The sequence below is a fragment of the Acinetobacter sp. YH12041 genome, assembly GCF_013419975.1.
Lineage (GTDB): Bacteria > Pseudomonadota > Gammaproteobacteria > Pseudomonadales > Moraxellaceae > Acinetobacter.
In genome coordinates, this window is the sequence record NZ_VOZC01000050.1 from 1 (window position 1) to 1,487 (window position 1,487).

The 1,487-nt window shown below is 44.3% G+C and carries 2 tRNA genes and 1 rRNA gene; all 3 read right to left on the reverse strand.

Going from position 1 to position 1,487, the window contains the following annotated elements:
• Positions 1–771, reverse strand: a 23S ribosomal RNA gene (locus FTU00_RS15420); the annotation flags it as partial.
• A 443-nt stretch (positions 772–1,214) separates the two neighbouring features.
• Positions 1,215–1,290, reverse strand: a tRNA-Ala gene (locus tag FTU00_RS15425).
• 70 nt (positions 1,291–1,360) lie between these two features.
• Positions 1,361–1,437, reverse strand: a tRNA-Ile gene (locus tag FTU00_RS15430).
• Between the last annotated feature and the right edge of the window lie 50 nt (positions 1,438–1,487).

Below are 1,487 nucleotides of genomic sequence, written 5' to 3' on the forward strand. Positions count from 1 at the left end.
CACCCCTATCCACAAGTCATCCCCTGGCTTTTCAACGACAGTGGGTTCGGTCCTCCAGTTAGTGTTACCCAACCTTCAACCTGCTCATGGATAGATCACCCGGTTTCGGGTCTATACCCAGCAACTAAACGCCCTATTAAGACTCGATTTCTCTACGGCTCCCCTATTCGGTTAACCTCGCTACTGAATATAAGTCGCTGACCCATTATACAAAAGGTACGCAGTCACCACACAAAGTGGCTCCCACTGCTTGTATGCATGCGGTTTCAGGATCTATTTCACTCCCCTCACAGGGGTTCTTTTCGCCTTTCCCTCACGGTACTGGTTCACTATCGGTCAGTCAGGAGTATTTAGCCTTAGAGGATGGTCCCCCTATATTCAGACAAGGTTTCACGTGCCTCGCCCTACTCGACATCATCATATCAGCCCTTTCGTGTACAGGACTATCACCCACTATGGTTGCACTTCCCAGAGCATTCCACTAAAACTGATATGACTTAATGGGCTGTTCCCCTTTCGCTCGCCGCTACTGAGGGAATCTCAATTGATTTCTTTTCCTACGGATACTGAGATGTTTCACTTCTCCGCGTTCGCCTCATAAACCTATGTATTCAGTTTATGATACCGACCTTATAGCCGGTGGGTTTCCCCATTCAGACATCTCCGGATCACAGGATATTTGCCGCCTCCCCGGAGCTTTTCGCAGGCTATCACGTCTTTCTTCGCCTCTGACTGCCAAGGCATCCACCACATGCACTTAATTACTTGACTATACAACCCCAAACAGTCGTTTATCCCACAAGTAAGATAAGCAACAGATTATGATGATTACTCATCACTCTCATACAGTTGGCGTCTCGTAGATTTAACTACTGTACAGCTTCAATTAGATTCATATACCAAAACGCTTGATTCAGTTAATTTCGCTAGTTCTCATTCAATCACTTCAACAATCAATCTTGCGATCTCTCGTTTCCGCTCTTGTATGAGTATGAACAAATTATTTCAACTCAAATATATTCTGTTAATGATTTAATGCATCCTCGTCGGATTGCATTACTGTGATAAATCACAGAGATTATCAAGTGGTGCGTATTCTAACGCTTCTACTTGTTAATCTCTAGGATCTAAACACTTGATCGCTTAAGGACTAGGCTAACAACCGTTTGATTGTTTATTTTAGCTTCGTTCTTTATACATTCCGTAGGAATGTATGGTGGAGACTAGGAGAGTCGAACTCCTGACCTCCTGCGTGCAAAGCAGGCGCTCTACCAACTAAGCTAAGTCCCCAGCTTATCAATAAGTCAATGTTCTGATTGTCTGTTTGCTGCATTTTATTCAAATGCTTTGTTAGTCAGAATGGTGGGTCTGACAAGACTTGAACTTGTGACCCCACGCTTATCAAGCGTGTGCTCTAACCAACTGAGCTACAGACCCTCAGATACATCGTCATGAAGAACAACTTGTTGTGGATTCTTACCAATCGT